This is a genomic window from Falsiruegeria litorea R37 (genome assembly GCF_900172225.1).
GTDB classification, from domain to species: domain Bacteria; phylum Pseudomonadota; class Alphaproteobacteria; order Rhodobacterales; family Rhodobacteraceae; genus Falsiruegeria; species Falsiruegeria litorea.
In genome coordinates, this window is the sequence record NZ_FWFO01000001.1 from 111,836 (window position 1) to 137,583 (window position 25,748).

Here is a 25,748-nt window from a genome sequence, read left to right on the forward strand (position 1 = left end):
GCGCCCCCTCTTTAGGGGCAGCCAATTTAATGGAGATAAGCCATGAAACGTCTTGTTGCGACGATGATTGTCGGCCTGCTGGCCGTGCCTGCCCTGGCCGAGGGCGACGCCGAGAAAGGCAAGAAAGCCTTCAACAAGTGCAAAGCCTGCCACACCATCGTGTCCGATGCGGGCGACACCATCCTGAAGGGCGGAAAAACCGGCCCGAACCTTTATGGCATCGCGGGCCGCACTGCAGGCACTGTTGATGGGTTCAAATACGGCGCCAGCCTGGTGGAAGCCGGTGAAAAGGGCCTGGTCTGGGATGCGGAAAACTTTGCCGAGTACACCAAGGACCCCAAGGGGTTCCTGAAGACCTATCTCGACAACACATCGGCCAAATCCAAGATGTCGTTCAAGCTCAAGAAGGGTTCGGAAGACATCTATGCCTATCTTGAAAGCGTCGTGGCCGAGTAATTCCGGGCCAATCTGCGCAAAAGGAACAAAAGGCCGCAGCCCCTGCGGCCTTTCGTGCGATTGATCGGCTTGACGTTCGACGCCACCTTTGATGTCACGGGGCTGCTTTGCGCCCTTTGCGTTCCATCAACTCGACCAGACACTTTGCACACCGACCCTTCATGACCCGCACACAGCATCACATTCCAGGAATATCGACATGGGCATCCTGATCCCCGCCTGGGTGGATGGAGAGCTGGCACCCGTAGACAAGCTTGAGGCGCACGAAAAGGGCCTCAAACACAAGGCCGTGTCGGTCTTTGTCGTGCGCGGTATGGATATCCTGATCCAGCGGCGCGCGATGAACAAATACCACACGCCGGGTCTGTGGGCGAACACCTGCTGCACCCATCCCGACTGGGACGAAACCTCGAGCACATGCGCCGTGCGCCGTCTGAACGAAGAACTTGGGATTACTGGTTTGTATCCCGAATACCGCCACCGGCTGGAATACCATGCCGATGTTGGTAACGGCATGGTCGAGAACGAGGTGGTCGATGTCTTCCTCGCTCATGCGCGCGGGGATCTGGCGATGGAGCCAAACCCGGATGAGGTGATGGAGACCCGCTGGATCGACTATCACGACCTGCTGGCCGAGGTGCAGCGCCACCCCGAACGGTTCACGCCCTGGCTCAAGATTTATCTGCAGCATCACGCCGACACCATCTTTGGTCCGGACCTGATTATCTCGGCCAAGGCCTGAGGCCACCCTTGTCAGTTACATTCGAACTTGGTTCTCTTGCCTGAGCTAGGGGAGAGAAACATTGACCATTCTGATTGCCGGGGGCGGCATCGCGGGGCTGAGCCTTGGGCTGACATTGCACCAGATCGGCGTGCCATTCCGTATTTTTGAAGCCACTCAAGAGATCCGCCCCATGGGCGTGGGCATCAACTTGCAGCCCAACGCCGTGCGCGAGCTGTTCGAGATGGGGTTGGAGCACGAGTTGGATGCCATCGGTGTGCGCACCAAGCAATACGGGTTCTATTCGAAACTGGGCAAAACCATCTGGGAAGAGCCGCGCGGCACCTGGGCTGGCTACTCTTGGCCGCAGTACTCGGTCCATCGGGGCGAATTGCAGATGATGCTCTATCGCGCCCTGGTCGACCGCGCCGGGCCCGATTGCATCGAAACCGGGGCGCGCGCGGTTGGGTTCGAGGGTGCATCGACCCTGTTGTTGGAGGGGGGGCGATCCGAGACCGGATCCTTGGTCGTGGCTGCAGATGGCATCCATTCTGCCCTGCGCGCGCAGATGTACCCGGACGAAGGCGAACCGATCTGGAACGGGCGCGTGCTGTGGCGCGCAACAACCCAAGCGCCCGAGTTCCGCGGCGGGGCCGCAATGGTGATGATCGGTCACGATGACCTGCGCATTGTGGCCTATCCGATCTCGGTGCCGGACGCGGGCAGCGGAATGACCACCATCAACTGGATCGCGGAAAAGCGCTTTGCCCTGGATGCAGCCTGGAAGAAAGAGGATTGGAACCGCCCCGCTGACATCGCGGATTTCCTGCCTGATTTTGCAGGCTGGCAGTTCGATTGGGTTGATGTTCCGGCACTGATCAAGGGCGCGCAGGCGGTTTATGAATATCCGATGGTTGACCGCGACCCGTTGCCGCGTTGGACGCATGGGGCCGTGAGCCTGATGGGCGACGCGGCGCATCCGACCTATCCGATCGGCTCAAATGGTGCGAGCCAGGCCATCGTCGACGCCCGCGTGGTTGGCGCTTGTCTGCTGGAGCATGGGGTGACATCTCGAGCGCTGAAGGCTTACGAGGACCAAGTTCGGCCAGTGACAACAGGCGTGGGCTTGGCCAATCGGGCGGGCGGCGGGCCTGACGCGGTGCTGCAACGGGTGGAGGATCTGTGTGGCGGTGATTTCGACGACATCAATGACGTCATTCCCCGTGCCGATTTGGCATCACACGCCGAGAAGTACAAAACCACCGCCGGCTTTTCGATCGAAGCCCTGAACGCCAAGTCCAAGATCATTCCCGAAGGTGCACGATTGTCCGAGTAAGAGGGCGGGGGAGCTCCCGCGCCCGCGCGATCCTGACTGCGTCAGCACCACGAACGGCCTTGGGCGTAGCGCCGCGCTTTGCGCGGCGCGGTCCCGTCGGGTCGCATAGATTTGCCGCAAGACAGCCCTCTCGCGACCAAGGTAGCGACGATCGCCTCGCGTTCGGCGCAACGCCAAATGCCGCGCGCAGCGCGGCACGGCCCAACGGGAGGAGGTTTTTCTGACAAGAAAAATTGACGACGGGCGGGAGCACCCCCGAACCTGAAGCAAACCTTGTTTTACCTCCCTTCAAGCTCGATGATATTGCCCTCGGGATCGCGCATATAGACGGCAAAATACGGCGTCTCGTCGGACCCCAGATTCGTAACCTCGCCCAAGGCGGACCCACCTGCTTGCAGGATGCCTTCATGAGCTGCCTGCAGATCTTCGACCTCAAAAGCAACATGCGCGTAGCCCGCCGAATTGGCGCTGCCTGCAGGGCGATCTTCGTAAGCCGCAAACTCAAAGAGTTCCAGGAACATATCAACTGCCCCGGGTAAGGACAGCCAGACCGAGCGGATCTTTGCCCCACGCAACCCGATGCCGCGGTCCACGGCCTTGCCTGACAACTCGCGCGGGGGTCGCAGATCCTGGCAACCAAAGACCCGCCGATAGAATTCGGCCAGCCGATCCACGTCTCTGGCCACGATATTGAGGTGGGAAACCCTCAAAACGCCATTGCTGCTGCCACGGCCGTTTTCCACCGCGCATAAGCCGCTTCGCGATCGGCCTCTGCCATCTTGGGGTCGAACCGCTGATCCAGAGCCCAGGTGTCGGCAAAGCCTGCCTGATCCGGATAGACCCCCGCCTGCATCCCCGCAAGCCACGCTGCGCCAAGCGCTGTTGTTTCCTGCATTACCGGACGGTCCACGGACGCGCCCAACAAGTTCGACAACCCCTGCATCGCCCAATTAGAAGCACTCATGCCGCCATCCACGCGCAAGGTCACGTCGGCGTCGCCGCCCCAGTCCCCTTGCATCGCCTCCCACAGATCGCGGGTCTGATAGGCGATGCTCTCCAGTGCGGCCTTAGAGAACTCGGCTGGGCCGGAATTGCGGGTCAGGCCAAAGACCGCACCGCGACAATCGGGTTTCCAATAAGGCGCACCGAGGCCCGTAAACGCAGGCACCAGCACCACGTTCTGCGCCGGATCGGCCTGCGCGGCCAGCTCACCACTTTGCGGAGCGCTTTCGATAATCCCCAGGCCATCGCGCAGCCATTGCACGGCGGCCCCTGCGATAAAGATCGACCCTTCGAGCGCATATGTCCTCTGCCCGCCCAGCTGATAGGCAATGGTGGTCAGCAGCCGGTTGTTCGACACCACCGGGTCCGACCCGGTGTTGAGCAGCGCGAAACAGCCAGTGCCATAGGTGGATTTCATCATGCCCGGCTGAAAACAAGCCTGCCCCATGGTTGCCGCCTGCTGATCGCCAGCCACGCCCAGTATGGGAATTGATCCGCCAAACAGCTCGGTTGAGCCGAAGTCCGCGGCGCAATCACGCACTTCGGGCAGCATGGCCACGGGCACATGCAACAGATCACAGATCTCGGGGCTCCACTCACCGGTGTGAATGTTGAACAGCAGGGTCCGCGCCGCGTTGGTGGCATCGGTGGCATGCACCTTGCCGCCCGTAAGACGCCAGATCAGAAAACTGTCGATGGTTCCGAACAGAACCTCACCCCGTTCCGCTCGTTCCCGCGCGCCGGGAATGGTGTCAAGCAACCATTTGACCTTAGTGCCCGAGAAATAGGGGTCCAGCAGCAAGCCGGTTTGGGCGACAATATCATCCTCGCACCCCTCGCTACGGAACGCATCGCAGATCGCAGCGGTGCGGCGATCCTGCCAGACGATGGCATTGTGCAGGGGCTTGCCGGTTTCACGGTCCCACAAAACGGTGGTTTCGCGCTGGTTGGTGATGCCGATCCCCGCGATCTGGTCCGAACCAATGCCGTGATTGGCCAAGACTTCTTGGCAGACCGCCAGAGTGGTCGACCAGATCTCTTCGGCATCGTGCTCAACCCATCCGGCTTGCGGGAAATGCTGTGTGAACTCCTGCTGCGCAGTGCCCACGCGCGCCATGTCACCATCAAACAGGATCGCCCGACTGGATGTGGTGCCCTGATCGATTGCCAGAATATAGGTCATTGCCGCGCGCTCCCCGCTGAATTTTCAGCGAGGTTAGCCCGAGCACGGGGACACGTTCCAGCCCAGATTTCAGACCTTTGGCACTTCGATGTTGTCGATCAGGCGCACGCCCTCCATCCAGGCCGCCACCAGCATCCGCGCGGGACGCGTAGGTGTGTCCAGAGCCTCCAACGAGGTTGCGCAGCGCAGATCGAAGTATTCGATGCCAGTGAACCCGGCCTGCTCCAACCGGTCTCGCGCCTGTTTCGCCAATGGCGCAAAGGACCCCCCTTGCGCCAGCGCCTGAACCACGTCTTGCATGATCGGGTTCAGTTGTGCGGCCTTGATCAGCCCCTCGTCCGACAGGCGAAGGTTGCGCGAGGACATGGCGAGACCCGAAGGCTCGCGCACGGTTGGGCAGCCAATGACTTCGGTCGGAATATCCAGATCGCGGGCCATTCGGGTGACCAGCATCAGTTGCTGATAATCCTTCTGCCCGAAATAGGCCCGGTCGGCAGAGGTCTGCAGGAACAGTTTTGCCACCACGGTCGCCACGCCGTCGAAGTGACCGGGGCGAAACTCGCCCTCCATCACATCTGTCAGGCCCGAGACGGAGACGTTTGTTGCAAAGCCGCTGGGATAAACCTCATTCGGTCCCGGCACATAGATCGCGTCGATGCCCAAGGGCGCCAATTTTTCCGCATCCTCATGCTCAGTCCGGGGATAGTTTTCCAGATCCTCGGGGTTGTTGAACTGCTTGGGGTTCACAAAAATCGTGACAATTACCCGGTCGCACCCTGTGCGCGCGGCCTGCGCCAGCGACAGATGGCCTGCATGCAATGCCCCCATGGTGGGCACCACACCAATGCATTCTCCCGCCCGTTTCCAGGTGGCAGTCAGATCACGCAACTCGGCCAGAGAGCGCAGAATTGGGGCAGTCATGTCTTGGACCCTTTTGCGGGAGCCTGATCGGCGAACACATGCTCCACAGCGGGGAAGCTGCGCGCGCGCACCTCGGCTGCATATTCGGCGATTGCGGCCTCGGCCTGATCGCCCAGATCGGCATAGCGTTTGACGAACTTCGGTTTGAAAGCAGTGAAAAAGCCCAGCATGTCGTCAACAACCAGAATCTGACCGTCACACCCTGCAGAGGCACCGATGCCAATGGTTGGAATGGCAATCTCAGCCGTGATCTGATCCGCCAGTTTTTGTGGCACCTTTTCCAGCACGACCGAAAACGCTCCCGCGTCCGCCACGGCATGGGCATCAGCCAAAACCGCCTCGGCTTGCGCATCGCGACCTTGGACCTTATAGCCGCCAAGGGTGTTGATCGACTGTGGCGTCAGGCCGATATGCGCCATCACCGGGATACCGCGCTTGACCAGAAAGCGGATGGTTTCGGCCATTTCGACCCCGCCTTCGAGCTTTACGGCCCCGGCACCCGTTTCCGCCATCAACCGCGCAGCGTTGCGAAACGCCTGTTGTGCCCCCTCTTCGTAGGACGCGAACGGCATGTCGATCACCATCATCGCGCTGGACAGCCCGCGTGCCACGGCCTGGCCATGCATGATCATCATGTCCATCGTCACACCCAGGGTCGAGGTCAGCCCATGCAGCACCATGCCGACGCTGTCGCCCACAAGAACAAAGTCGCAATGCGCGTCCATGAATTTGGCCATCGGCGTGGTATAGGCGGTCAAACTGACCAGCGGTTCGCCCCCTTTTCGGGCACGGATATCTTCAGCATTTGGCGCTTGCTTGCGGGCAGTGGCACTCATGGTTCCCTCCTGCGGGAGTATTATGTTGCGGCGCGGCATAGCATTTCTGCACCGCGCACATAAAGACCGGTTGCGCCAACATTTCCTTGATTGACCCGAGGTTTAAGGAAACAGTGTTGATTAGGCAGCCAGATTCCCGGATCGGGCACGCGACATATTGTTGGGGAGAACATAATGGGACATGCATTCAAACACACATTTCGAACGGCTTTGGCGCTAAGCGTCAGCCTGTTGGCCACACAGGCGTTTGCCAAGTCGGACATCACCGTCGCAATGCAATTGGAGCCGCCTCACCTCGACCCGACCAGCGCTGCAGCACAGGCCATCGACTCGGTTGTTTACACCAATGTGTTCGAGGGGCTGACCCGATTCATGGGCGATGGCGCCATCGTACCGGGCCTGGCTGAAAGCTGGGAAATCTCGGATGACGGCACGGTCTATACCTTCAAGTTGCACGACGGTGTGACCTTTCACGATGGCACCACAATGGATGCCGAAGACGTCAAGTTCAGCCTGGACCGGGCCCGGGCCGAAGACAGCGCCAACGCACAAAAGGCCCTGTTCGCCGGGATCACCGATGTTGCGGTAGTCGATCCGCTGACCGTCAAGGTCACGCTCAAAGAGCCCAACGGCAATTTCCTGTTCAACATGGCATGGGGCGATGCGGTGATCGTCGCGCCCGAAAGCATTGACGATATCAAGACCAACCCCATCGGCACTGGCGCCTTCAAATTCGCGGGCTGGGTGCAGGGCGACAAGATCGACCTGGAACGCAACGCCGATTACTGGGGCGATCAGCCGGCGCTGGAAAAGGCCACGTTCAAGTTCATTTCGGACCCCACCGCCGCCTTTGCCGCAGTGATGGCCGAAGATGTGGATGTCTTCAGCGGTTTCCCCGCCCCCGAAAACCTGCCACAGTTTGATGCGGATCCGCGGTTCCAGGTTCTTGTCGGATCGACCGAGGGTGAGACCATCTTGTCGACCAACAACAAGCAACCGCCTTTTGATGATGTGCGCGTCCGTCAGGCGCTGGCCCATGCCATTGATCGTCAGGCCATCGTCGATGGTGCGATGTTTGGATATGGCACGCCCATTGGCACACATTTCGCCCCGCACCACCCGGCCTATGTCGATCTGACCGGCAATTCCGCCTATGACCCGGAAAAGGCCAAGGCGCTGCTGGCCGAAGCGGGGTTTGCCGATGGCTTTGAGACAACCCTGCACCTGCCGCCGCCGTCTTATGCGCGCCGTGGGGGCGAAATCATCGCGGCACAACTGGCCGAGGTCGGCATCAAGGCCGAGATTACCAACGTCGAATGGGCGCAGTGGCTGGAAACGGTGTTCCGAGGCAAGAACTTTGGCCTGACCATCGTCAGCCATACCGAGCCGATGGACATCGGCATCTACGCCCGACCCGAATACTACTTCCAGTACGACAACCCGGCCTTTCAGGATCTGATGACAACGCTGAATTCGACAACCGACCCGGACGAGCGGACCAAGCTTTTGGGCCAGGCGCAGACCATGATATCGGAAGATTACGTGAACGGTTATCTGTTCCAGTTGGCCGCTTTGAGCGTCGCCAAGGCGGGCGTTCAGGGCTTGTGGGTCAACGCCCCAACCGCAGCCAACGATCTGACCGCCGTCAGCTGGGCCGAATAACCAATACACTGCCGGGCCCACAATCGGGCCCGGTGAAGGACTTCGATACTTTCTGCGTGATATGAATACCTTACGTTTTTCAAAGCCAATTCTGCTGCTGCTCTGCCTGTTGCTTGCGACGGTCCTGCTGATGCCCGTTCAGGCCTTGGCGCAGGGTCTGTTCCGATCTGACATGGACAGGGCCCTTGGCACGCCCGAAAACCCGCTTCAGGTTGGGGTTGGCATCCATATTGACCAGATCTCATTTGTCGACCAAAAATCTGAAAACTTTGGCGCCGTGGCGACAATCCGCGCGCGCTGGCACGACCCGGCGCTTGCCTTTGACCGCGACGAGATCGGCCGCGACGCGCGTATTGTAAAGCCCGAGGCTTTTGTCGAATACGCCTCCAGCCTGCCGACGATCGTGCCGGCCTTTGTCATCCAGAACCAGCAATCGAACCGCTGGATCCATCAATCCGTCGTCGCCATCGAGCACACCGGACAGGTGACCTATTTCGAAAAATCCTCGCTGACGTTGCAGGCGCCCTATTTCAACTTTAAGAAATACCCCTTTGATCAGCAGCAGTTCTTTTTCGAAATCGTCTCGGTCTTTCCAGCAGATGTCGTTCAATACACGGTGCTCGAAGAGTTTTCGGGCCTGGGTGAGCTGCTGGGCGAAGAAGAATGGATCCTTGAACGCCCCAACATGGTGCTGAGCACCACCACCGGCCTGTCCGGAGCCCCCAGTGCCAAAGTTGCGCTTGCGTTCGAAGGGCGGCGGCACGTCATGTATTATGCCATCCGTATCTTCATGCCGATGCTGGTTCTGATCGCCTGCAGTTGGGCGCTGTTCTTTCTGGACGAATACCGCAAACGGATCGAGATTGCGGGGGCTAACCTGCTGGTGTTTGTGGCTTTCAACTGGGTGATCTCGGATGACTTGCCGAAACTGGGATACCTGACTTTCCTGGATTTCATCCTGCAATGGATGTTTGTCGTCACCGGTGCGATCATCATATTCAGCGTCCTGCTCAGGCGGCTCAAAACCTCGGGTCGCGAAGATTTGGCGCGTAAGCTCGACAACTATGCGATCAAGTGGATTTATCCGTTGGGGTATGCCGCCATCGTGGGGTTTGCTGTCATGAACTATCTCGTTGTGTCCTGACCCTGCGCCGATGCTACGCTATGCCCTCAAACGCCTGTTGTCGCTGATCCTCAGCCTTGCGGTCGCCTCGCTGGTGATCTTTGCTGTGATCGAAGTGGCCCCAGGGGACCCGGCTTCCTTCATGCTTGGGGTGAACGCGCAGCCCGACACGTTGGCAGCCCTTCGGGCCGAGCTGGGTTTGGACGTACCCAAAACCGAGCGATACCTGGATTGGGTCGGCGGTATGCTAACCGGGGATTTCGGCACATCTTACACGTATCGAACGCCGGTGTCGCAGATGATCGCGGACCGGATGTGGGTGTCCTTGCCGCTGGCGCTTTATGCACTGACACTGTCGACACTCATCGCCTTTCCTGCGGGCATCTACGCCGCCTCGCGCCGGGGCAAGCCCGGGGACATCGCAGTGATGGGAGCCACACAGTTGGGTGTGGCAGTGCCCAACTTCTGGTTTGCAATGATGCTGGTGCTGGTGTTTGCCATTAACCTGCGCTGGTTTAGCGCGGGTGGTTTTGCGGGCTGGGACAAGGGGGGGTGGGCCGCGCTGCAGTCGCTGACCTTGCCCGCCATTGCGCTGGCGCTGCCACAGGCTGCCATCCTTGCCCGTGTCATGCGATCGGCGCTGCTGGATGTGCTGGGAGAGGACTTTATGCGCACGGCCCGCGCCAAAGGTCTCAGCCGCCGTCAAGCCCTGTGGCGCCACGGGCTGCGCAATGCACTGATCCCGGTGTTGACGATCATCGGGTTGCAGTTTTCCTTCCTGCTTGCCGGATCGATCATCATCGAACAGGTGTTCTACTTGCCAGGCTTGGGGCGGCTGGTATTTCAAGCGATTTCGTCCCGCGATCTGATTGTGGTGGAGTCGGTGGTAATGCTCCTGGTCTTCGCGGTGATCGTTGTGAATTTCGTCGTTGATCTGGCCTATGCTGCCGTCGACCCACGCCTGAGGAGCCGGACATGATCGGTCGAGTTGTGGTACTCCCTCTCGATTTTGCGGGACCGCGCCGTGGGCGAGGCCGTATGGACGCAGCGCGACCATACGGCCTCGCCCACGGTGCCCCCTCCCGGCTCGGACTGTCATCATGAGCCGCAATCTGATCTTTGGTACGGCCCTATCGTCACTCGTGGTGCTTGCCGCCGTACTTTCATTTGTGTGGACGCCCTACGATCACACCGCGCTCGACATCCCCAACAAGTTGAAGCCGCCAAACGCGACCCATTGGTTGGGCACGGATCACTTTGGCCGCGATATGCTGTCGATGATCATGGTCGGCGCCCGTACCTCAATCGCTGTTGCTTTGGTCGCTGTTGGCATCGGCATGGCCGCTGGTGTCCCACTTGGCCTGACCGCTGCCGCGCGCAAGGGATCGTGGCTGGATGAGGTGATCATGCGCGGCAATGATCTGGTCTTTGCCTTCCCCTCGCTTGTCATCGCCATACTGATCACCGCCATCTTCGGCGCAGGCGCGATCAACGCCATCATCGCCATCGGCATCTTCAATATCCCCGTTTTCGCCCGCATCACCCGCGGGGCTGCATTGTCGCTTTGGGAACGCGAGTTCATCATGGCCGCCCGCGTCGCTGGCAAAGGGGCCGCACGCATTTCAGCCGAACACATCCTGCCCAACGTTGCGAACCTGTTGATCGTGCAGGGCACCATCCAGTTCAGCCTGGGCATACTGGCCGAGGCAGGCCTCAGCTACGTCGGTCTGGGCGCACAGCCCCCCACACCCAGTTGGGGCCGCATGCTGGCGGATGCTCAAACGATGGTCAGCTTTGCGCCGCATCTGGCCTTGATCCCCGGCTGTGCCATCATCCTGACGGTGCTGGGTCTGAACCTCATGGGCGACGGGCTGCGCGATTGGCTCGACCCCCGCATCCGGGTGGCCCGTACATGAGCCTGCTTGAGATCCGGAACCTATCCCTGTCGATTGGGGCGCATGACATTCTCAAGGGTGTCGACCTGACACTTGGCCCGGGTGAGATCGTGGCCGTGACAGGCGAGAGCGGATCCGGCAAGTCGATGACGGCCCTTGCGGTGATGCAGTTGTTGCCCCAAGCAGCCCGGGCCCAGGGGTCGATCCAGCTGGACGGCCAAGAGCTGCTAGACCTGCCCGAAGAGCAGATGTGCGCCTTGCGCGGTCAATCCATCGGGATGGTGTTTCAGGAACCGATGACGGCACTCAACCCAGTCAAGACCATCGGCGACCAGGTGATGGAAACGATCCTGATCCACAAGGCCATGCCACCGGCCCAAGCCGAAGAGCGCGCGCGCGAGGTTCTGACTCGCGTCGGCCTGCCCCCTGACCGCTTCCCTCTTTCACGGTTTCCGCATGAGCTGTCGGGCGGACAACGCCAACGCGTCGTCATCGCCATGGCCATTGCCTTGCGTCCTCGCTTGTTGATCGCAGATGAGCCAACTACAGCACTTGATGTTACGACGCAGGCGCAGATCCTCGACCTGCTTCAGGGGCTGGTGACCGAATATGGCATGGGAATGTTGATGATCACCCATGACTTGGCCGTTGTCGCCGATCTTGCCGATCAGATCGTGGTCATGCGCAACGGTGAGGTGGTCGAAACCGGGCACACCCGGCATCTGCTGCGCCACATGCAGCACCCCTATACCCAGATGTTGTTCGAGGCCTCGGATCACCAGGTTACACTGCCCCCGGTGTCAGATTTGCAACCGCTGCTGGCCGTCGCCGATGTGGTGCGCGACTATCGCAAGCCCCGCACGCGGCTTTTTTCGAAACCAGAGTTTCACCGCGCGGTCGATGGCGTCAGTTTCACCCTCCACCGCGGCGAACGCTTGGGGTTGGTAGGGGAATCCGGTTGCGGTAAGTCGACCCTGACACGGGCCATTCTGGGCCTCGAAGAGGTTCAGCGCGGCCATATCCTGTTGGACGGCAACCCGGTGTTTTCCGGCCACACGCCCAACCGCGCGGTGCGACGCAAGATGCAGGTGGTTTTCCAAGACCCATTCGGCAGCTTCAACCCACGCCACAAAGTGGACCGGTTGATCACCGAGCCGTTCTACCTGCTCGATACCCCACCCCGAGGAGCGGAACGCAGCGATCGCATTGCCGAGATGCTGACAGCCGTCGGCCTGTCCCCAGATGATGCCGGGAAATACATCCACGAATTTTCTGGCGGCCAGCGGCAACGCATCGCCATCGCGCGCGCGCTGATCATCCGGCCCGAGTTGATCCTGTTTGACGAGGCGGTCTCGGCTTTGGATGTCTCGGTGCGTGCGCAAATCCTCGATCTGTTGGCTGAACTGTGTGAGGCCTATGAATTGACTTACTTGTTCATCAGCCACGATCTGAACGTGGTGCGCACGATCACGGACCGGGTGATGGTCATGCAAGCAGGCAAGATTGTCGAACAAGGCGACACCGAGCGGGTGTTTACCGACCCTCAGCACCCCTATACCGAGGCGCTTTTGGCTGCCGCCCCACGCTTGCCCAAGATCACACAAGGGGTTGCATGATTGCGCAACTCGCGCCCTACTCGCGCACGACATATTTCAAAACAATTGGAGCCCGCCATGACCACCGATCTCTGGTTTGATCCGACACTGTGCCTGATTGGTGGCGAATGGCGCCCGGCCACCTCGGGGCGGACGTTGCCATTGGTGAACCCCTCGGACGGGTCCGAGATCTGCCAGATCGCACGGGGCGAGACCGCAGATATCGATGCAGCCGTTGAGGCGGCTCAGGCCGCTTTGGACGGTGAATGGGGGCGGATGCCTGCATTCGAGCGCGGTCGTCTTCTGACCCGGCTGGGACAACTGGTTCTGGATAAGGTCGACGAATTGGCGGCCATCGAGGCCGCCGATGTAGGAAAACCGCTGACCCAAGCCCGTGCCGATGCCGTGGCGCTTGCACGGTATTGCGAGTTCTACGGCGGGGCGGCAGACAAGATCCATGGCGAAACGATCCCTTATCTGGATGGCTATACCGTCTATTCCTTGCGCGAACCGCATGGTGTGACCGGCCATATCGTGCCTTGGAACTATCCCATGCAGATCATCGGGCGTTCTGTCGGGGCGGCTTTGACAATGGGAAACGCCGCTGTTCTGAAACCGGCGGAAGAAGCCTGTCTGACCGCATTGGCCTTTGCCGATCTGGCGGTACAGGCCGGTTTCCCCGCTGGTTCCCTGAACGTCGTTCCGGGTATCGGGGCAGAGGCGGGCGCGGCACTGTCGGCGCATCCCGGCATCCACCACATCTCGTTCACCGGGTCGGTGGCGACCGGGGCCCTGGTGCAGCAGGCGGCGGGCAAGAACGTGGTGCCTGTGACGCTGGAGTTGGGCGGCAAATCCCCGCAACTGGTGTTTGACGACGCCGATTTGGACGCGGCCCTGCCATTTCTGGTCAACGCTGGTATTCAAAACGCTGGTCAGACCTGCTCTGCCTCATCTCGAATTCTCGTACAGCGCGGCGTGTATGAGACGGTCAAATCCCGCATGGCCGAGGCCTATGGAGCACTTACCGTCGGCCCAGCGTGCGATGACCTGCGGGTTGGTCCGCTGATCTCGAACCGGCAAAAAGAGATTGTGACCGGTTTCCTCGACAAAGGTGCGGATCTGACCATCGCGGGCCAGGGTGTCCTTGTCGATCATGCGCCCGACACTGGCGCCTATGTCCGTCCCACGCTCTTTGCTGATGTGCCCGCCGACCACACGCTGGCGCGGGACGAAATCTTTGGCCCTGTGCAGGTGCTGATCCCGTTCGACACCGAAGAAGAGGCCGTGCGCATCGCCAACTCCACCGACTATGGCCTGGTCGCCAGCATCTGGTCCCGCGACGGTGCCCGTCAGATGCGGTTGGCAAAACAGCTGCATGCGGGGCAAGTGTTCATCAACAACTACGGCGCGGGTGGCGGCGTCGAACTGCCCTTTGGCGGGGTAGGCAAATCCGGTCATGGGCGCGAAAAAGGGTTCGAGGCGCTTTATGGGTTTTCGCAACTGAAGACCGTCGCGGCCTATCATGGCTGAGCATGCGGCCACGCCGTCGGCTACATCAAAACATCAGGATAACCTGATCCTTGCGATTGCCTTGTCGCTGTTGGCGCTGACCCTGTTCGACATCATGGGATTGATCATCAAATATTTGTCGCCGCGCTATTCGGCGGCCGAGCTGTCCGCCTATCGCAACTTCTTTGGCATCTTTCCCAGCGTGATCGCCCTCTGGTCCTCGCCCAATTGGCGTAAATCCGGCCGACCCTGGCGCATGCGTCAATGGAAGCTGGGACTGATGCGCGGTGTGATCGTGACCTTTGCCCAGTTTTGTTTCTACTACTCTCTGGGTGTCATGGCCTTTGCCACGGCCACGACGATTTCGTACTCAAACGCCATTTTCATGACTGCGCTCGCCGTGCCAATGCTGGGCGAAAAAGTGGGCATGATCCGGTGGTTTGCCGTGCTCTTAGGGTTTGTCGGCGTGGTTTTGGTCATGAACCCCTTAGGCGAAGACTTTGGGCTGGATGCGATGGCCCCTCTGGCAGCCGCGTTTTTCTATGCCCTGACCGGAGTGACGGCTCGCCAGATGGACCCCGATGTGCCGTCACCCTTGATCAATCTATATTCAGTCGTGGCCGCCCTGTTCGGGGCCTTCGCATTGGCGCTGTTTGCTGGCGGGTTTTCCCCGATCGCCAGCACCCAGGATCTGCTTTGGATCGTGGCCATGGGGATGTTTGGCGGCACCGCGGTGCTGTGTCTGGTCATCTCTTACCGGATGACAGAACAAAGCAACCTGGCCCCGTTCAGCTATTTCGGCATCCCGATTGCCTTTGTTGCAGGCTGGTTGGTGTTCGACGAGGCACCATGGAGCGACCTGTTTCCGGGCGCACTCCTGATTGTCTCTGGTGGGCTTTTGGTAATTTGGCGCGAGCGGCGACTGAGGCGCTAAACCACCACCTCGATCGCCTCTTGTTCGCCAACGCCAAACACGCGTTTGTATCTTTCGATCTGGTCCTTTGGACCCATCGCCTTTTCGGGATTGTCCGACAGTTTGACCGTCGGATTACCGTTGGCTGAGACCGCCTTGCAGACCAGCGAGAACGGCGCCAAGCCGTCATCGGGCACGAACCCGCGAAAGTCATTGGTGAGCAATGTGCCCCACCCAAACGAGGCATTGACCCGTCCCGCAAACTGCTTGTGTAGCTCGGCGATCTTATCGACATCCAAGCCATCCGAGAAGATCACGCGTTTGGTTGTCGGATCTTCGCCGCGCGCCTTCCACCAGTCGATTGCAACCTCGGCACCCGAAGCCGGGTCACCGCTGTCGATACGAATACCGGTCCAACCTGCCAGCCAATCCGGTGCGCGATCCAGAAATCCCTTGGTGCCATAGGTGTCGGGCAGAATGATCCGCAGGTTGCCCTCGTGTTCGTCATGCCAGTCGCTGAGAACATCGTAAGGGGCCTGTGCCAGTTCCGCGTCGTCCCGGGCCAGCGCGGAATAGACCATCGGCAGCTCGTGCGCGTTTGTACCAATCGCCTCGACCTCGCGCCGCATGGCGATCAGGCAGTTCGAGGTGCCGGTAAAGCTGCTGCCCAGCCCCTCCATCATGGCCTGGACACACCAGTCCTGCCACAAGAAGCTGTGGCGGCGGCGGGTGCCGAAGTCGGCGATGCTCAAACCCTGAATGCCCCGCAAGCGCTCGATCTTTTCCCAGACGCGGGTCATCGCGCGGGCATAAAGCACTTGGAGTTCGAACCGGCGCATGTCGTTGATTACCGCGCGAGAACGCAGCTCCATCAACACCGCCAAGGCGGGGATTTCCCACAGCATGACTTCGTGCCACTTGCCCTCGAACGTCAGCTCATACTGATCGCCCTTTCGTTCCAGGTGGTAGGGCGGCAATTGCAGACCCTCGAACCATTCCATGAAATCGGGGCGGAACATCTGGCGCTTGCCATAGAAGGTGTTGCCGCGCAGCCAGGTGCTTTCGCCACGACTCAACCGCAATGACCGAATGTGATCCAACTGCTCGCGCAGCTCTCCCTCGTCGATCAGATCGGCCAGCGGGATATGGGTCGAGCGGTTGATCAGCGAAAAGGTCACATCCGTGTCCGGACGGTTGCGGAACACCGATTGGCACATCAGAAGTTTGTAGAAATCGGTATCAATCAACGAGCGGACGATCGGGTCGATCTTCCACTTGTGATTATAGACGCGTGTAGCAATGTCCACGGGCAGTCCTCGTCGTTTGACTTCAGCATGGATACGCCACGTTCACCGGCAACGCAATTTGATTACGTTGGCGCCTTGTCGTCATTCAATTGCGCCAACATGCAAGCCAGCAGATCGGCGCGGCGGACCGGCTTGCTGAGAAAGTCGTTCATCCCAGCCTGACGGCAGGCAGCTTTGTCGCTGTCAAATGCGTTTGCTGTCAGTGCGACGATGGCGGGTTGCTTGCCGGCCATTTTGCGTATGTGTCGAGTGGCTTCGATGCCCCCCATCACCGGCATCGACATATCCATGAAAATCAGGTCTGGCGGATTGTCAGAAACGCAATCAACGGCCTGTTGCCCATCGTGAGCAAAAGTCAGGTCAATGGGAGTATCGGCCAGAAATTTGCGCATCAGCAGGCGGTTGACCTTGTTGTCTTCGGCCACGAGCACGCGTTTTCCCGTCAGGCTATCAAAATCCCGTTCGCAAGCGGAGATTGCGCCAATCTCTTGCTGTTCTCTCTCTTTGACCGCTGCCACAGGTAATTCGACGCTAAACCGGGACCCGGCCCCCTCGCTGGATTCGGCGCGGATCTCTCCGCCCATGATTTGAACCAGCTCTTGTGAAATCGTCAGTCCAAGACCGGTCCCCCCATAAAGGCGGGTGGTCGCTGCGTCAGCTTGTGAAAACCGTTCGAAAATGCGCTGGATCTTGTCCGGCGGGATACCAATCCCTGTGTCAATCACATCGAACCTGAGCAAATGTCCGTCGCCCCAGCGGCTGGCTGACAGTTCCACTGTAACCCCACCTGTTTCAGTGAATTTGATCGCGTTTCCGATCAGGTTGATCAGAATTTGCCGTAGTCGTCCGTCATCTGCATGAACCTTGTTTGGCAAGGGACCCGACACATCAAGTGTGAGGGTCAGTCCCTTGTCCAATGCTTGTGGGCGCAGCAAGCGGAGTGTTTCTTGAAAACAGCGATCGAGATCGAAGTCAACAAGGCTCAGAACTACTTTTTTCGCATCAATTTTCGACAGATCGAGAATGTCATTGATGATGGTCAGCAGGGCACGCGCTGAGCTGCGGATGGTGTCGGTGTAGTCTTGTTGATCCTGGGTCAGAGGTGTGTCCAGCAAAAGCTCGGTCATGCCGATCACGCCATTCATGGGGGTGCGGATCTCGTGGCTCATGGTGGCGAGAAACTCGGCCTTGGCGCGCGCACCTTCGACTGCAGCCTCACGGGCAGCCGCCATCTCACGAGCATGTATCTTGGCCTGAGTGATATCGCGTTCGACGGCCACGGCCACCTCGACCTGGCCGTTGTCATCCAGGACTGGAACCAGGTTGGTTTCGACCCAGATTGCCCGGCCATCCTTTGTGGTGTTCAGGATTTCGCCGCGATAGGGTTGCCCGCTCAAAATGGCGTCTCGGATTTCCTTGATCGTTTTTGGGTCAGTGTCCGCAGAGTTGAGCAATTCACCTGGGCTGTGCCCGACGGCCTCTTCCGGGGCGTAGCCGGTTATTCGACTGAACGCGTCATTGACCCACAGGATTTCACCCTTGGGGCCGGACACGATCACACTGTCGTTTGCGTTGCGCGCTACCAAAGACAGCCTGTCTGCCTCTTTCCGGCTGTTGACCAACTCGCGTCCTTTTTCCGTAAGTTCGAACATCGACCGCTTGTGGCGATGAAACCCACTGACTACGAATTGCAAAAACAGCACGACCATGTAGGCGAGCATGAACGCGCCCGCCACATTCATCATCAAGTCTGAACCAAACACTTTGCTGGTGAGCATGTCATAGGCCAAAAGGCCAATAGCCGTTGCGCCATAAACACTGAGCCGAGCCACCGCTGCCGGACGGTGAAACGGCAGAACCAATCCTGCGTTGATCGCGGCGCCTGCCAAAAAAGCCGCTGAAAACAGGGGCGACAACCCGGTCACGGGTCCTGTCCACGCCAAGATTACACAGATGGATATGGTTGCGGCCTGAAACCCTGCTGTCAGTGTGCTGACAAGACGCAATTGGGGAAATGGCACACCTTGGGCAATCCACCGGTCCGCGTTCCGCAGGTAGAGACAGTCGACAGCTTCACCCAGCAGGGCAATGCACATGGTCAGCGCGCCCACCCATGGGCTGTTCATGGTGCCCAGGACCACGCCACCGATCAATGTCATGATTTGACGCGCAGAAAAATTCGCCACCCGCCCGCGCGCGTATCGAATTAGCAACCCCCTGCGGCTGTATTGTCGCTCGTACGCGGCCAAGCGACCCACGTCTGACGAGGCATTCTCAGGCATGACCGGCCCTTAGAACAATGATCACCATTGTCCGAAGCGTAACGGTCCGTCGGTTAAGAAATTACAACTTTTGCCTCAGGTCAGTCTCACGCCTGCATTCTGCATGGCAGTTTCGGCAGCCACCAGAGAGCCATCCATGTCGATGGCTCGGCAGTGGAGGCGATCAACAGTAACCTGAAACCCAAGACGAGCCGCATCGACGGCCGAGAAATGAACGCAGAAATCCAACGCCAATCCCACCATAACAAGGTCCGTTATCCCGCGTGTTTTCAGATACCCTTCGAGCCCCGTCGGCGTAACCTGATCATTTTCGAAGAACGCCGAATAGCTGTCGATACCTGCCCGAAACCCCTTGCGAATGATCATATCGCCAGACGTGTCCAGCCCGGGGTGAAACGCGGCCCCTTTTGTGCCCTGAATACAGTGATCCGGCCATAGAACCTGAGGGCCATAAGGCATTTCGGTCATTTCAAACGGGGACTTGCCTTGATGCGAGCTGGCAAAGGACGAGTGCCCCGATGGATGCCAGTCCTGCGTCAGGATCACCGCATCGAAATCCGCCATCATGGCGTTTATCCCAGACACGATCTGATCCCCCTGGGCCACGGCAAGCGCGCCGCCCGGGCAAAAATCGTTCTGCACATCAATGACGATCAGCGCGTTGCTCATTCCCGCTCTCCCTTGGTCTCTGATCACGGGTGTAACCCGCTGACAGTGCTTTGCAAACCACTCATGATCTGGTGAAAACCGAATAACATGTCTGTAATTTGCAAGTTTTGCTCATGGAAATAAGGTGTTTCGGCCCCTTGCACACAATGGAACATGGTTCTAAGGCCCGTCATATGTACACGATTGCAGCACTCTATCACTTCACCCGATTCCCTGATCCGGCAGCCATCAAGCCGACGCTTCTTGAGCTGTGCCAAGCCAAGGGTGTCAAAGGTACGTTGCTTTTGGCGCAAGAGGGGATCAACGGTACGATCGCGGGGCCTCGGGCAGGTATTGACGCGGTTTTGGCGCACGTGCGGGCTTTGCCTGGTTGCGCAGGTCTGGAATGGAAAGAGGCCACAAGCGACCACCCTCCCTTCGGAAAGATGAAGGTGCGGCTGAAGAAAGAAATCGTGACCATGGGCCAACCCGATGTCGATCCAGTGGCGCGCGTGGGTCATTATGTCGAGCCCGAAGACTGGAACAACCTGATCCGCTCGGACGACGTGGTGGTGATTGATACCCGCAACGACTACGAGGTCGAGATTGGCACGTTCGAGGGGGCTATCGACCCCAAGACGACCAGCTTCGGTGAATTCCCGGCCTGGTGGGAGGAGAACAAGGATCGCTTTCACAACAAACGTGTGGCCATGTTTTGCACGGGCGGCATTCGCTGTGAAAAATCGACGAATTTCCTGCTGGGGCAAGGGGTTCAGGATGTCTATCACCTAAAGGGTGGTATTCTGCGCTATCTTGAAGAGACGCCAGCAGAAGACAGCACCTGGGAGGGTGAGTGTTTTGTCTTCGACAACCGTGTGTCGGTGGGGCACGGGTTGGTTGAAGGGCCGCACGCCTTGTGCCACGGCTGCCGCCGACCGATCCTGCCCGAAGACATGAAACGCCCGGAATACGAACACGGCGTATCGTGCCACCGCTGCGTGGATGAAACCTCGGAAGCGGACAAAAATCGGTTTCGCGAACGACAAAAACAGATCGTGCTGTCGCGAGCCCGTGGCGAAGAGCATCTTGGCACCACACCGCAAACAAAGTGAGCGTCTGCCGAACGTAACTTAAGGTGAGGGGGAAGCTCCCGCGCCCGCGCGATCCTGACTTTGTCAGCACCGCTGGCGGCCTTGGGTGTCGCGCCGCGCAAAGCGCGGCGCCCGGCCCAACGGGAGGAGATGTCCCGCAAGGGGCATTGACGACGGGCGGGAGCGATCCCCCCCCGACGTGCAGAGGATCACCAATAATTCGACATTCTCTCACCTGAGCAAAAGCGTTATGTTTCAAGGCGAAAGCAGAGTGGGCCGATGGGATAGGGAAAATGACAGAGCCGGAAATGAACCTTGAATGGTGGCGCTCGACTTTGATTGGGTCGCTCGGGCTGATGGTTGTCAGTTCAGTGGCCTTCTACGCTCTGTCCCACCTGCATGAAGACACCGCAGGCAACACCATCGGCACCTGGGCTATTATCGGGCTCACGGTCTGGATGATCTCGCAGATTTGGGTCTACGCCACCCGCATCAAATCCCCACACCATCAGCTGTTGCTGATGGGAGTGTCCTTCATTCAGGTCGTGCCATTTCTGTTTGCTGCCGTCTATGGCTCGTTCGGGTACTACGACCTCTGCGTTGTGGGTGCAAAGAACGCGGCCGATGTGCTCTATTTCTCGTACGTCACCTTCACGACGGTCGGGTTCGGAGATCTGCACCCAAAGGGCGTTTGCCGTGGCGTCGCCGTGGCAGAGGCCGTAACTGGCTACATCCTGCTAGGCCTGTTCGTGTCCGCGGCTGTGGGGATTTATTCCCACCGCGCACAGCGCCGTTTCAACCGCGACTGACCCGTACCAAGTGGTTGTCCCACGCCACGGGTTGCTGGGTCAGGATCGTGGGCGTGGCCGTTGCCGCCCAGAACGCCCCTGTTCCAGTCGACGCCCGCAAAGCCCCATCAGACACACCCAAACCGCAAACGTCCGGCATGTTGAGCTGGCTATCGACAACGCGCGCCCCAACATCCCCCAATTGCACCAATCCGCCGCGCGGCGACGACACGGCGATGCGCGTTCCCCCTTCATAAAACGCAACGCTGCCGCCATATCCGTCCATTGCTCGCGCCTGAGTCAGCGTGGCGCTCAAAAGCTCGGGCGCTTCTCCACGACGGTGCAGGCCAACGACCGAGGGGCTGTCGGCCGTGCTGCCCTGCCATTGGGTGGCAAAGCCCACCAAGCCGTCTGCCCTCACATCCAGATGGCGGATTGAATTCATGTGCATCTCGGGCGCCAATTCCGCCTGTTCCAGCACCTCTCCCTCTGCCGACAGATAGGTCAGGTTGGGTTGCATCAGCGGCAGGTTCAACTTGGCACGTCCGCTGTCGGGATGCGTTTCAATACCTCCGTTGGCGACAACCAATGTCTCTCCGTCAGGCATGAGCCGTATGTCATGGGGACCAATGCCGCCCGAGGGGAACTCTCCTTGCCTACGGTATGTTCGCGTGTCCCAAATGCCCACGACACCGCGGGCGGCGTCATAGGCATTCTCGGTGGTAAAAAGCAGCAGGCCATCGGCGGAAAATGCACCATGGCCATAAAAATGCCGCCCCTTCGGAGCATCAAGCCTGGCCAGAACGGATCCTGTTGCACAATCCAGAACAATCGCAAAGCGACCGGGTCGGCGAGCAAACGCCACGGCCTCGGCGCGATTGGGGTGGGCCGCAGCTGCATGCCCTCGGGCGGGCAGGGGGATTTGAAACACAGGTTCGCCCCGATCTGTCAGCCCAACAAGGCAATAGGTGCCATCTGAACCGCCAGCAGCAGACAAGAATGCAGGAGCGCCAACGTCCGCCCATCCCGTTGTGGGGATCAGGCCACTGACTGCAAGCCCGGCCAGAAATCTGCGTCGCGTCGCCATCTCAATCACCATCCAGAGAATTAAAGCCCGCAGACACGCCCAAGGCTGGCCCAAGCGACTGCGTCACCTCGGTCCGAATGTCGTTAATTGCCTGCTGCAACGCTTCGACCCGGATCCGACCTGCCGGAGTCGCGACACTCGAGAAATCGGGATCTACCAGCGCCGAGATTCTGGTCAAGGCTGTCCCGAATTTGGTGTCCAACTCTTGTGCCAGTTCAGCATTCCCTGCAGTCAGAAGCCAGGCCAAAACGCGCAACTGTTCCAGAGACAATCGGACATGACGCAAAGACCGACCAGACCGCCAGGCCTCGGCCCGTTTGGGGCGGGGCTTGGCGAACGTGCCCAAAGGGCGCCCCAAACGCAGGTCGGCATTGATCTGCAACCCAGTGTCGAGCGCCTTGTAGAACTCTTGCAAGGCCTCTGCCCGCGTTTGATAAATGCCGCCTTGGGTCGGCGTTCGCATCAGGGCGTCATATCGGTCTTGCCAATCGCGGTTTACGGCTTGGCTGACCACGGCAATATCCTGCGTGATGGCCTGAACCAAAGAGCAACGATAAGTCTCATTGCCCAGCGTGCTCAACCGTTCGTCGAACAGCAGATATTCCAGTGCAAAGAAACCACGCCCCGCGATTGATACGGACTGAAACGCCTCTGGGTCACTGACGATCGGGTCTTGATCTTTGATTAAGGCGCCGAGGGTTTTGGGTGTACTGTTTCGGCTGTCGGGCCAAAACGCCAGGGCAAAGCCACGGTTCTCGATCTCGGTCGGACCAAAGCGAAGATGGCTGACGGCGATCCAGGCGTCGAAGGAGCTTGAATAGGCCGCTTGGAGCCGTTCGGATGACGGCGCGCAGTCGGATTGCGCGACTTGGGCCATGACAAGGCTTGATTCAGCCAGGTCGGTGAAGCCGGGTAAAACGTGCCGGTCCAAAATCGCATCCACCTGATCTGCCGTGGCTGAAATAGGTAAGATCATGGCAAAAGACAGGGCAAGTGCGCGGATCATCAAAGGCTCTCCAGAAATCGAACAAGGGCATCGCGGTCGGGCTTGGGCATGGCAACCACGGCTTCACGTTGGGCTTGGGCCTCACCGCCGTGCCACAAGACGGCCTCGAGCAGCGACCGCGCGCGCCCGTCGTGCAGGAATTGCGTGTGACCGCTGACTTGCCGTGTCAGGCCAATTCCCCACAGCGGTGGCGTGCGCCATTCAGATCCGGTTGCGCGTGCTTCGGGGCGATTGTCAGCCAAGCCAGGACCCATGTCGTGCAACAACATGTCCGAATAAGGCCAGATCAGCTGAAAACTCTGCTCGGGCTGACCCCGCAACCGGTGGGTCACAAACTTGGGTGTGTGGCAGGCGATGCAGCCGGTTTCGTAAAACACCTGCTTACCGCGCAGCACTTGCGAGTCGTTTTCGTCTCGACGGTTGGGCACGGCCAGATTGCGGCCGTAGAATGTGACGAGGTTCATCGCATCCATGTCGATCTCGTACCCGCGCACGTCGGTGTCCCCATGTGGCGCAGCGCGACAGGCGGTCTGAGTTTCTGTGCATTCGCCCCAGGGATCGGGGAACAGCGGGCTCGATATGCCAATGTCACCGGAAAAAGCGGCAGAGGACTGTTCATTGACCGTTGGTGAACCGGCTTTCAGGCCAAAGCGGCCCAACATTGGCTGATCGAATTCCGCCGACCACACAATGTTCGCGCGCCCGGAAACACCGTCGCCATCTGCGTCATTCTCGTCCACATGCGCAAGGATGTCACTGGCCGGAATGGCTTCGAGCAGGCCCAAACCGATCATCTGTGGGGCGACGCGGGGGCTGAGCATCGCATCGGGGTGCAGCGGTCCGTACCCCAGGTTCGCCGCCTCATACTTTGGCTCGCGCAAAGTGACGACTTCACCGCCCGATAGAACAACCGGATGCTCGGAGTAGGTGACCTGCAGCGTGTATTCCGCCGGATGACCCGGCAGCGCGAAATCCTGGAGTTGTTGCCCATAGGTGGGATCAGGCCGTGTCGCGATGTAATCCTCGATCCCTTCGGGTTCGGCTCCGCCTGGGATCGAAACACGCAGGAACATCGAGACCGCTTTGTCCTGCGATCCATTGGGCGGATGGCCGCGTCCGTCCTTGATGTGGCAACGCTGACAAGAACGCGCATTGTAGAGCGGCCCCAACCCATCCGAGGCCAGAGTTGAAGATGGCGACGATACCCAGAGCTTTTTGAACAGGCCATTGCCGAGTTGGAAGTCTAACTCGCGCTCGAACTCCATGTTGCCGGAAGGTTGCGAAAATGCGTCTGTATCATTCCTTGCAGGGACAGATGCGGCACCGCCGGGGCGGGTTTCAAATTTCTCGGCCCCAGAAAAATCGCGCGCGGGTGCTGTCACTGCTTGAATGCGGTGCAACTCGTCTTGTGTTCGGGGAATGGTGTTCAGATGTGGGTCGGACTGGACGTCCGACAAACCAGGGGTCGCCGCCAGAACGGCAACCCCAAAGAGCGATTTACTCGCCCTCGTCCATTTTTGCGGCATTGAGCATCGCATAATTTTCGGCGCCAATCCGATCATACAGGTCAAGTTGAGTTTCAAGGAAATCAATGTGGCTTTCTTCGTCTTTGAGCAGCCCTTCGAACAGCGACATCGAAACATAATCGCCGGCCTCGCGGCAGTAATCACGCGCCTCGGCATAAAGCGCCCGAGCGTCGATTTCAGCCGCCAGATCGCACTCCAGCGTTTCACGAGGGTTCTGCCCAATGCGCAGCGGGTCCAGTTTCTGCAGATTGGGGTGACCTTCAAGGAAAATGATCCGCTCGATCAGCTTGTCGGCATGCTCCATCTCTTCGATGGATTCCTCGCGGCTTTTCTTGGCCATATGGGCCAGGCCCCAGTCTTCCTGCAAACGGTAGTGCAACCAGTATTGGCTGACTGCCGTCAACTCATGCCGTAGGGAATTATTGAGATACTCGATAACCTTTGCGTCGCCCTTCATAACCACTCTCCCGTGTTGTTGCGACGCGCAACCGCCGCAATTGCATTGGTACTTCTAGGTTATCATTCGACCGCATCGTGTCGAGAAACAATGGCATGCATCCGCCACAATCCGCTGCCTTTCCAAGGGCGTGATAGATTTTCCCAGGGGTGATGATCGCTTTGGGATCGGACGCGCGCATCCAGTCGATTGCCGCGCGGATCTCGTGGTCTGAGATATTGGTACAGTGACATACGATCATGTTTTTCTGGCCGTAGCGAAAATCCATTTACCCAAGTTTAATAGTCGGGTATTGAGGTCTGTGCCAGCGGCAAAATCCAAGATTCAGACATTTTTTAAGTAAAACACTCAGGAATAAGAAAAGATTCCTGTCAAACCGCAGCAAAGGCAAAGTTCAGCAAGAC

Annotated in this window: 24 protein-coding genes; 12 read left to right on the top strand and 12 right to left on the bottom strand. The window is 59.2% G+C overall.

Features of this window, described 5'->3' with window-relative positions; genetic code table 11:
* Nucleotides 1-42: 42 nt before the first annotated feature.
* The 3 genes from TRL7639_RS00535 (at nucleotide 43) to TRL7639_RS00545 (ending at nucleotide 2,513) form a co-directional block, all read left to right on the top strand.
* Complete coding sequence (locus TRL7639_RS00535; RefSeq protein WP_085793873.1) at nucleotides 43-456, top strand: c-type cytochrome; 414 nt, start codon at nucleotides 43-45, stop codon at nucleotides 454-456.
* 199 nt (nucleotides 457-655) lie between these two features.
* Entirely contained in the window at nucleotides 656-1,198 is a 543-nt protein-coding gene (gene idi / locus TRL7639_RS00540; protein ID WP_085793874.1) for an isopentenyl-diphosphate Delta-isomerase, read from the top strand.
* 61 nt (nucleotides 1,199-1,259) lie between these two features.
* Entirely contained in the window at nucleotides 1,260-2,513 is a 1,254-nt protein-coding gene (locus TRL7639_RS00545) for a flavin-dependent oxidoreductase (protein ID WP_085793875.1), read from the top strand.
* 278 nt (nucleotides 2,514-2,791) lie between these two features.
* Here the strand turns inward: TRL7639_RS00545 and TRL7639_RS00550 are convergent, their stop codons facing one another.
* The 4 genes from TRL7639_RS00550 to panB all read right to left on the bottom strand — a co-directional run bounded on the left by TRL7639_RS00550 (nucleotide 2,792) and on the right by panB (nucleotide 6,455).
* Complete coding sequence (locus TRL7639_RS00550) at nucleotides 2,792-3,256, bottom strand: VOC family protein (RefSeq protein ID WP_268875827.1); 465 nt, start codon at nucleotides 3,254-3,256, stop codon at nucleotides 2,792-2,794.
* A complete protein-coding gene (glpK, locus tag TRL7639_RS00555; RefSeq protein ID WP_085793877.1) occupies nucleotides 3,220-4,698 on the bottom strand; it encodes a glycerol kinase GlpK in 1,479 nt (492 codons plus the stop codon). The genes TRL7639_RS00550 and glpK overlap by 37 nt, the downstream gene beginning before the upstream one ends.
* Nucleotides 4,699-4,767: 69 nt before the next feature.
* The gene (panC, locus tag TRL7639_RS00560; RefSeq protein ID WP_085793878.1) at nucleotides 4,768-5,619 is read right to left on the bottom strand and encodes a pantoate--beta-alanine ligase; all 852 of its coding nucleotides are present in this window, start codon (nucleotides 5,617-5,619) and stop codon (nucleotides 4,768-4,770) included.
* Complete coding sequence (gene panB / locus TRL7639_RS00565) at nucleotides 5,616-6,455, bottom strand: 3-methyl-2-oxobutanoate hydroxymethyltransferase (protein WP_085793879.1); 840 nt, start codon at nucleotides 6,453-6,455, stop codon at nucleotides 5,616-5,618. Before panB ends, panC begins: the two co-directional genes overlap by 4 nt.
* Before the next feature lie 174 nt (nucleotides 6,456-6,629).
* Here panB and TRL7639_RS00570 point away from each other — a divergent pair, with 174 nt between their 5' ends.
* From TRL7639_RS00570 to TRL7639_RS00600, 7 genes are all read left to right on the top strand, one after another.
* Nucleotides 6,630-8,117 (top strand): ABC transporter substrate-binding protein, encoded by a 1,488-nt coding sequence (locus TRL7639_RS00570; protein ID WP_085793880.1) that lies wholly within the window; start codon nucleotides 6,630-6,632, stop codon nucleotides 8,115-8,117.
* 130 nt (nucleotides 8,118-8,247) lie between these two features.
* The gene (locus TRL7639_RS00575; RefSeq protein WP_235820219.1) at nucleotides 8,248-9,261 is read left to right on the top strand and encodes a ligand-gated ion channel; all 1,014 of its coding nucleotides are present in this window, start codon (nucleotides 8,248-8,250) and stop codon (nucleotides 9,259-9,261) included.
* 10 nt (nucleotides 9,262-9,271) lie between these two features.
* The gene (locus TRL7639_RS00580; RefSeq protein WP_085793882.1) at nucleotides 9,272-10,219 is read left to right on the top strand and encodes an ABC transporter permease; all 948 of its coding nucleotides are present in this window, start codon (nucleotides 9,272-9,274) and stop codon (nucleotides 10,217-10,219) included.
* Between the two features lie 121 nt (nucleotides 10,220-10,340).
* Entirely contained in the window at nucleotides 10,341-11,156 is an 816-nt protein-coding gene (locus TRL7639_RS00585) for an ABC transporter permease (RefSeq protein WP_085793883.1), read from the top strand.
* Nucleotides 11,153-12,751: an ABC transporter ATP-binding protein gene (locus TRL7639_RS00590; protein WP_085793884.1), complete on the top strand. Its 1,599-nt coding sequence runs from the start codon at nucleotides 11,153-11,155 to the stop codon at nucleotides 12,749-12,751. The genes TRL7639_RS00585 and TRL7639_RS00590 overlap by 4 nt, the downstream gene beginning before the upstream one ends.
* 57 nt (nucleotides 12,752-12,808) lie before the next feature.
* A complete protein-coding gene (locus TRL7639_RS00595) occupies nucleotides 12,809-14,260 on the top strand; it encodes an aldehyde dehydrogenase family protein (protein WP_085793885.1) in 1,452 nt (483 codons plus the stop codon).
* On the top strand, nucleotides 14,253-15,173 hold the full coding sequence (locus TRL7639_RS00600; protein ID WP_085793886.1) for a DMT family transporter: 921 nt from the start codon (nucleotides 14,253-14,255) through the stop codon (nucleotides 15,171-15,173). The genes TRL7639_RS00595 and TRL7639_RS00600 overlap by 8 nt, the downstream gene beginning before the upstream one ends.
* Here the strand turns inward: TRL7639_RS00600 and pncB are convergent.
* From pncB to pncA, 3 genes are all read right to left on the bottom strand, one after another.
* A complete protein-coding gene (gene pncB / locus TRL7639_RS00605) occupies nucleotides 15,170-16,459 on the bottom strand; it encodes a nicotinate phosphoribosyltransferase (RefSeq protein ID WP_085793887.1) in 1,290 nt (429 codons plus the stop codon). The two genes, TRL7639_RS00600 and pncB, sit on opposite strands and share 4 nt — an antisense overlap.
* A 62-nt stretch (nucleotides 16,460-16,521) precedes the next feature.
* Entirely contained in the window at nucleotides 16,522-18,618 is a 2,097-nt protein-coding gene (locus TRL7639_RS00610) for a hybrid sensor histidine kinase/response regulator (protein WP_235820220.1), read from the bottom strand.
* Nucleotides 18,619-18,816: 198 nt separating this feature from the next.
* Complete coding sequence (gene pncA, locus TRL7639_RS00615; protein ID WP_085793889.1) at nucleotides 18,817-19,410, bottom strand: bifunctional nicotinamidase/pyrazinamidase; 594 nt, start codon at nucleotides 19,408-19,410, stop codon at nucleotides 18,817-18,819.
* A 173-nt stretch (nucleotides 19,411-19,583) separates the two neighbouring features.
* Here pncA and trhO point away from each other — a divergent pair, with 173 nt between their 5' ends.
* Together trhO and TRL7639_RS00625 are read left to right on the top strand one after the other, a co-directional pair.
* On the top strand, nucleotides 19,584-20,501 hold the full coding sequence (trhO, locus tag TRL7639_RS00620; RefSeq protein WP_085793890.1) for an oxygen-dependent tRNA uridine(34) hydroxylase TrhO: 918 nt from the start codon (nucleotides 19,584-19,586) through the stop codon (nucleotides 20,499-20,501).
* 272 nt (nucleotides 20,502-20,773) lie between these two features.
* Nucleotides 20,774-21,289 (top strand): potassium channel family protein, encoded by a 516-nt coding sequence (locus TRL7639_RS00625; protein ID WP_085793891.1) that lies wholly within the window; start codon nucleotides 20,774-20,776, stop codon nucleotides 21,287-21,289.
* Here the strand turns inward: TRL7639_RS00625 and TRL7639_RS00630 are convergent.
* Genes TRL7639_RS00630 through TRL7639_RS00650 form a run of 5 tightly spaced genes read right to left on the bottom strand, consistent with a single transcriptional unit; the run spans nucleotide 21,276 to nucleotide 25,585 of the window.
* On the bottom strand, nucleotides 21,276-22,355 hold the full coding sequence (locus tag TRL7639_RS00630) for a DUF1513 domain-containing protein (protein WP_085796188.1): 1,080 nt from the start codon (nucleotides 22,353-22,355) through the stop codon (nucleotides 21,276-21,278). The two genes, TRL7639_RS00625 and TRL7639_RS00630, sit on opposite strands and share 14 nt — an antisense overlap.
* A gap of 1 nt (nucleotide 22,356) precedes the next feature.
* Complete coding sequence (locus TRL7639_RS00635) at nucleotides 22,357-23,361, bottom strand: imelysin family protein (protein WP_306456272.1); 1,005 nt, start codon at nucleotides 23,359-23,361, stop codon at nucleotides 22,357-22,359.
* The gene (locus tag TRL7639_RS00640; protein WP_235820221.1) at nucleotides 23,361-24,887 is read right to left on the bottom strand and encodes a di-heme oxidoreductase family protein; all 1,527 of its coding nucleotides are present in this window, start codon (nucleotides 24,885-24,887) and stop codon (nucleotides 23,361-23,363) included. The genes TRL7639_RS00635 and TRL7639_RS00640 overlap by 1 nt, the downstream gene beginning before the upstream one ends.
* Nucleotides 24,859-25,344, bottom strand: coding sequence for a bacterioferritin (gene bfr, locus TRL7639_RS00645; RefSeq protein ID WP_085793893.1), 486 nt, complete (start codon nucleotides 25,342-25,344; stop codon nucleotides 24,859-24,861). The genes TRL7639_RS00640 and bfr overlap by 29 nt, the downstream gene beginning before the upstream one ends.
* Nucleotides 25,307-25,585, bottom strand: coding sequence for a (2Fe-2S)-binding protein (locus tag TRL7639_RS00650; RefSeq protein ID WP_085796189.1), 279 nt, complete (start codon nucleotides 25,583-25,585; stop codon nucleotides 25,307-25,309). The genes bfr and TRL7639_RS00650 overlap by 38 nt, the downstream gene beginning before the upstream one ends.
* Nucleotides 25,586-25,748 lie beyond the last annotated feature (163 nt).